The organism is Thalassobacter sp. (genome assembly GCF_982993085.1).
The window spans coordinates 1-6007 of sequence record NZ_CEZFMW010000158.1 but is presented as its reverse complement, the minus strand read 5'-3'; the positions used below and the strand labels follow the sequence as shown (position 1 = coordinate 6007).

8 protein-coding genes are annotated in these 6007 nt (G+C 65.0%); all 8 read right to left on the bottom strand.

Going from position 1 to position 6007, the window contains the following annotated elements; translation table 11 throughout:
* Positions 1–326: DUF6950 family protein (locus tag AC4GMC_RS16865; RefSeq protein ID WP_490391478.1), on the bottom strand; the 326-nt coding region annotated here is incomplete at its 3' end.
* On the bottom strand, positions 323–883 hold the full coding sequence (locus AC4GMC_RS16860; RefSeq protein ID WP_487879381.1) for a hypothetical protein: 561 nt from the start codon (positions 881–883) through the stop codon (positions 323–325). The genes AC4GMC_RS16865 and AC4GMC_RS16860, both read right to left, overlap by 4 nt.
* Positions 884–900: 17 nt before the next feature.
* Positions 901–1488, bottom strand: coding sequence for a hypothetical protein (locus AC4GMC_RS16855; protein ID WP_487879380.1), 588 nt, complete (start codon positions 1486–1488; stop codon positions 901–903).
* Between the two features lies 1 nt (position 1489).
* Positions 1490–3931, bottom strand: coding sequence for a phage tail tape measure C-terminal domain-containing protein (locus tag AC4GMC_RS16850; RefSeq protein ID WP_487877024.1), 2442 nt, complete (start codon positions 3929–3931; stop codon positions 1490–1492).
* The gene (locus tag AC4GMC_RS16845; RefSeq protein ID WP_487877023.1) at positions 3924–4166 is read right to left on the bottom strand and encodes a DUF7697 family protein; all 243 of its coding nucleotides are present in this window, start codon (positions 4164–4166) and stop codon (positions 3924–3926) included. The genes AC4GMC_RS16850 and AC4GMC_RS16845 overlap by 8 nt, the downstream gene beginning before the upstream one ends.
* 83 nt (positions 4167–4249) lie before the next feature.
* Positions 4250–4612 (bottom strand): phage-derived protein YdaY family protein, encoded by a 363-nt coding sequence (locus AC4GMC_RS16840; protein WP_487877022.1) that lies wholly within the window; start codon positions 4610–4612, stop codon positions 4250–4252.
* A 2-nt stretch (positions 4613–4614) separates the two neighbouring features.
* Entirely contained in the window at positions 4615–5556 is a 942-nt protein-coding gene (locus AC4GMC_RS16835; protein WP_487877021.1) for a phage tail tube protein, read from the bottom strand.
* 25 nt (positions 5557–5581) lie between these two features.
* Positions 5582–6007, bottom strand: a 426-nt coding sequence (locus tag AC4GMC_RS16830) for an acyl-CoA transferase (RefSeq protein WP_487877020.1), incomplete at its 5' end; no start/stop codon positions are given.

Genomic DNA, 6007 nt, shown 5'->3' with positions numbered 1-6007 from the left:
ATGCCGAAGCCAAGACCGGTGTCGGCCAGAACGATATCGCCGCGCCGAGCGAGAAGAACAGCGGGGCGCGGTTCGCCCAAGAGAGTGCGGCCCATGTCCTCAAGCGAGGCCCAGCCCAGGCGGCGCATAACACGCTCGCCGCCGAGCGCGGTGGTGTAGCGCCCGCGCCAGCGGGCCGCGACATCCGCACCGCCGGTCAGGATCATGCGCGTCTCAAAAGCGAAGGTCGGGCAATCGTGGACGCCCCAGACAAAGGGCTTTGCCCGAGCGGTATCGATCGCCGATGCAAGCAGGCGTTCCCAGTGGTCAACGCGGGAGCGCATCATCCGCGCCCCCAGGTGATTTCGCGGTCCTGGATCGCTGTGACGTACTCAAAACCGAGATCGCCGGAGAACAGCACCTGTTGGCTCTCAAGGGTGTAGCGCCAGCTCCGCGCCACGGTCAGGTCGATCAACCGGCTCTCATAGCTGATCGTGATCGTGCAGGTGTCGGCGTCATCCTTGATTTCTGGCACATCGAGCCGGCCCGAGAAGGCCTGAACCGGATCAGCGATGATGCTGCCATCTTCGGCCATAAGCCCCAGCCAGATCCTGCCCGGCAGACCCTGACGCGCCTCATCAATGGCCATTTGCACAAGGTCCAGCGGCACGCCGGAAAGCGACACCGCCGTGCCGCCCGCCACGACCTCGCCGGTTTCGTCTAGGGAGCCAAGGCCCAAGAGCGACCCAGCCCCCGCCCAGATTTGGCTGTTCCAGCTGACTTCTCCCAGACCTGACCAGATCCGAACCCAGCCCGTCGCAAACTCGCCCTCGAAGAAGATGACAGGCCGCAGGCTTTGATCGGCCAGCGCAGTGGCGAAGGCGAGGGTCAAATCACGGCTCATCAGAGGGCCCTCGCTGGTTAAAGGGCTTCGCGGGCGGAGATCGTGAAGCGGTACTGATCCGCCCGACCGATGACCGAGGGGACCGCGGCCGTTAGCCGCAACAGGACCGACGGGGCATCAAGGCCGAGAAGCGTGCCGACCGGGACTGAGGCCCGGAGCGGCGGCACGAAGGCGAGCGTGGCCTCGCTGCCGATGGGCGTCACATCCGCCGTCAGCTGATAAAGCCGCGTGGTGGCATCACTGCCCAGCTGGAAGAAGTCCCCGGCGCGCAGCCCAAGTCCCCATCCGGCCGTGCGCAGGGTTGATGATCCCGCAACCTGCGCCTCGGTGACGTAGGGATTGCCCGCCGCCAACGGCACCTCGATCGATGGATCGGGGAACAGGAACCGGCCCCGCAGTCCACCAAGGGCGGTGAAGAAGGCCGAAAGCCGCCGAGCATTAGCCCCTTGGGTCACCGCCATCTCGATCTGGTATTCCCACCACGATGCACCCCAATCTTGGATCTGGGACGTGCCGGTAAAGGGCGAGCGCGCCTCGGCGACAGACGTAACCAATCGCCGCTCGAGCGAGGTGACGAGCGTCAGCGGCAAGACAGGAATGGCCATCTCAGATCACCTGACCCCGGCGTCGCCCATCGGCCACGCTCTCTTTCGCGATACGGGCGATCTCCGGGATGGCAGCCCGAAGCCGTGCATCGATCTGCTCGGCCACACCCATCTGCGCCCCGCGCGCGTCGATGTTCACGGTTACGCCCGATCCAGTGCTGCCGCCCCGGCCATAGTTAGCCGCCTCGCGCCGGTTGAGCACCCGTTCCCCACGCTGCAGGATCGTCGGGACCTCGTCGGGGCGGAGACCCGCCCAACCGCCGGAATGCATCCGGGGGGCACCAGCGAAGGCCATCGCGGGCACCTGCCGCATATGGCCTGACAGCCCAACGATGCCGCCCGCATGCGAGACGGCCGCCGCGACGGACCCGCCACCAAAGATGCCAGAGAGCGCCGAGGCGATGGGCCCCAGCACCGCGCGCTTGAACGACAGAACCGCAAGGTCCGCCAGGATCGAGCGGACGAGGCCCTTGAAGTCGAACTTGCCGGTCTCGACGAAGCTTCGGAATGCGCTTTCTGCGCCACTGAAGGCACCGGTCAGGGTTTCGCCGAGGCCTCTGCCCCAGTTCAGGGCATCTGCGGCATAGGCTTGAAGAGATTCTGAGACCGCGCGCCACCCAGTGGCGATCCGATCCCCGGCGCTGCCCGCTGCCCCTCCTGCGCGCCCCATGGCATCCGACAGACGATCTGCTGAGGCAGTCGCCTCATCCAGCGCAGCCGCGCCTTCTTCGCCGGTGCCCGCAACGGCATCGCGAAGCGCGCCCCAGGAGACAAGCGGTGCCGTCGCGCCATTCGCGAGGTCCGTGGCGGCACGCCGGTAAATATTGGCCGTTTCCAGTGAATCCGCCGCAATGCCATCAAGGCCGAGGTCGGGGGCCGTGAGCGGGTTATCTTCGAATGCGCGCCGAAACGCCTCTGCTGCGGCTGTTCCAGCATCGGCTGAGGCGCCTTCGAAGGGGTTCGGAATATCGCCGAGACTGATTTCGCCAATCTCGCCGAAGGTCGTTTCAATGCCCACAGCGGCCAGTGCATCGCGAATGCGCCCGGTGAAGGCGTCGATCCGGCGGATCGCGCCGTTCAGCATGGCCTCGATCCCGTCGAGCATGCGGTTGGCAGCCGAGAAGACCAGGTCGCCGATCACATCCGGCAAGCGCGACCAGATTTCGCGGACGGCCAAGAGTGCACCCTCGAAGGTATTCGCCGTCGTGTTGCCAAAAGCCACGACGCTCTCTATGGCCCCAGCCATGCCGGTCGCGGCATCGGCTTTGAGATCATAAAACATGGTCGTGGCGCGCGATCCCGCGGCATTGGCGCCCATCTTGATCCGGTCCCAGACCTCGACGGCGACATCCTTCAAAAGCCGCATCGCCTCACCGAAGCTGCCTGCGCCGGAGACCAACCGGGTGAACCAATAAACCAGCTCGCCTGCGCCAACGATCAACGCGCCAATGCCGGTGCGGATCAACGCGCCCTTCAGGACCACCAGCGTGGTGGCGAGGCCTCGGACAGAGAGCGCCGCGGCGGCCATCGCCGCGACCCAACGTCCGGCGAGGAATGTGGCAAAGGTCCCGGCGTAGATCGCCAATCGGTCGAGATTGGCGAGTACCGCATCGAAGGCTCGGCTGATCGGGCTGGTCGAGACCGCCAAAGATACAAAGGCGTTGGCCGCGGCCTCCAGTGTGGGTGCTAGTGCGACAGCGATCCGGTTGCGCACTCCAGTAAACACCTGGCCGATGCTGACCAGCGCCAATTCGGATCGACGCATCGCGGCAATCGCGTCCGCATCGAGCACCGCCCCAAGCGCCTGCGCCTGTGCTCCAAGCCGGGTCATCTCCGCGCCACCGTTTTGCAAGAGCGGGATCAGCCGCGTGGCGTCGGACGCCATGGCCTCGAGATAAAAGGTCATCTCCTGTTGGCTGACGCCCGCCCGCTCGAGGCTGTCGACATAGAGTTGCAGCGATTCCGGCCCCGAGAGCCGGGCGAACTGGTCTGCCGTCACGCCCACCCTTGGCGCGATGTTCTCGAAGAAATCCGCCATAGGACCGCCGCCCGTCTGCAGGAAGTCTCCCACCCGGTCGTTCACGTCCTTCAGGATGTCGGCCAGTTTCTCTTGCTCGATCCCCACAGTGGCCGAGGCCGCCGACCAGCGCTGGAAGACCTCTGGGGTCGCATTCGCCACCTGGCTGAGTTGGCCGATTTCGTTGGCGGCGGAAACCGTCGAACGGGTCATGGCGACAACGGCACCGGCCAAGGCAGTCGCAGCAGCAGTCGCCGCGATCCGGGCCCGGCGGGCAAAAGCCGCCATGCGTGCGTTGGCCTGGTCCATCTCGCGCGAGAGACGCCCCAAGCCACGGCTACCCGCCTCGCCGACGCCTTCCAACTCGGCACGCACCTGGCGCCCACCAGTCGCGGAGAGGCGGACGGATACCTTTTTCTCAGCCATGTCGGTGTTCGATCTCTTCGTTGGTCTTGCGCACCATCACGGCCTCAATGGGAGGCAAGAGTTCCGCGATGATGAGGGGCGGGAGCCCGAGTGCGGCGCCGAGTTGCAGGGCCGCGCCCATGTCCCAGCCCAGGACAGCGCTGCCGCTCATGCCACCAGCCACCCGAACCTGTCCGCCGAGGCGCTGTACCAGATCCCAGACCTGCCAGCCTTCCAGGGTGAGAGGTTTATACAAAGTGCGCGGGCATTCCGCGCAAACGGATAGGCATGCGGCGCAATAGTCACCGCCCCCGCCGAACTCCCAGTCGGCGAGAGCGGTCAGGCGTTTTTTTCCGCATCCAGAATAAGCGCGCCTGCGATGTAGCGGGTTTGGAAAGCCTCGAAGATTGGCCAGAGTTCTAGCAGCGCGTCGATGCCCTCGGGCGTGAGAGGCAGTGGCTTGCCGTCTTCATCGCCCACGCCTTCCCAATCCTTCACGACGATGCGGGCAACGGCCTTGGCCACGATGCGCGCGAGGTCATCGTTGGAGGCGCTGCCTCCAGAATCTGCTGCTGCTGCGATGATCGTCGGATCGCTCCGTGCGGCCAACATGATGGCGGTGGTCAGCGGCTCCACCAGCAGGCGAACGCCATGACCCAAGTCGAGCCAGCGCGGCTCAGTAGAGAGATTCAATCGCAACATGGTCAGTAAACCTCGCGGGCGTTGGTCAGGGTGACGGTGCACATCCGGCCCACGACGGGATCGCTGGCCGCCTGCCAATCAAAGGTGGCCTGTACACCTTGCGGGCCCGAGATCTCGATCCGCGGGCGTGGAAGGTAAACAGCGTGGGCCGTAACGGTCAGGCTCTCGCCGGTTGCCAGCGTGTAGGAGAACTCAAGCTCGCAGGCCTCGCCGTTGATCGCCTGTTGCACCAGCGTCTGATCAGCGAAGCGGACAACGACATTGCCGGTCAGGGCCGCAATGGACGGGTCTGCGCCATCGATCTTGCCGTCGGCCCGGATCGTCTCGATGCGGTCGAGGTTGTTGGCATAGGTCAGGTCGGCGGAGACCACGTTACCGATGTTCGCCCCATTCCGGGTGATCGCTCCGTTGAAATGCCCGAAGCGTTTCAGCGCGATGTTTGCGGGCGTGCCTGCCGCGTTGCTCGTCGCGATGGTCTCGCCCTGCGCCACAATGCTGGTCGTGGCCGTCAGCAGCCCAGAGCGCGCCATCTGCCAGTTCAGGCTATCGACCATACAGCCGGAATACATCGCATAGCGCGGCACCTCGGGCATCCCGGTTTCGACCGAGAACGACGGCAGCGCCCAGTTTCCTGAGCGGAACTCATGGCTATAGTGCGCTTCCGCGCCCGTGGTCATGGGCGCCCCAAACGCAGCCTTCAGCCAGAAGCCGAAAGCCTCAGCATCAATCGGGATGACCACATCGCCATCCGCCGTCACTGCATCCTTGATCGGGGCCTGCGGATCGCGGCCATAGCCCAGCAGTTCCGATGTCTGCAGCGGTTGCTCTGCCCCCAGCGTCGTGCTGGCAAAAGGCATCTTGGTGTAGCCGCTCGCAGGCGACGTGCCATAAGTCGTCTCGAACGCAAGCGCCATTTGCGCCCGCGCCCCTTGGGCTCGTGCCATGGTGATACTCCTTGAATTGGTCTCGTCAGCCCAGTGCGTCACTGGTCGCGTAGTGGAGGGTGATCGGAATGATTCCGGCTTTCAGAGAGGCGGCGCCCTGGACTGGAAGATCGACAGGTTCAGCAGCCTCCGGCTCGACCCAGTCGCATAGACCTCGCAAAGTTCGGTCTGCGGCGATTACCGCGCCGATCTGAGCGACAAGTGCGTCGAAAAGGGCGTCCCGATCCGTTGCTGATTGCACGATCATCTCGAGTTCAGCCCGATGCTGAAAATGATAGGTCAGCGGCGACAACGTCACGCCCGGTTCGCCCGGGGTGCCGTCGCGCAAGATCATGAGACCTGCGGGCGGGATGCGTTCTGGCAAGACTTCCCCGCGCAGAACTGGCACATGCGGGATCGTCCTGAGCAGGTCCGCCAGGGCGGTCAGGATGGTTTCGCGGGTGGTGGGCAT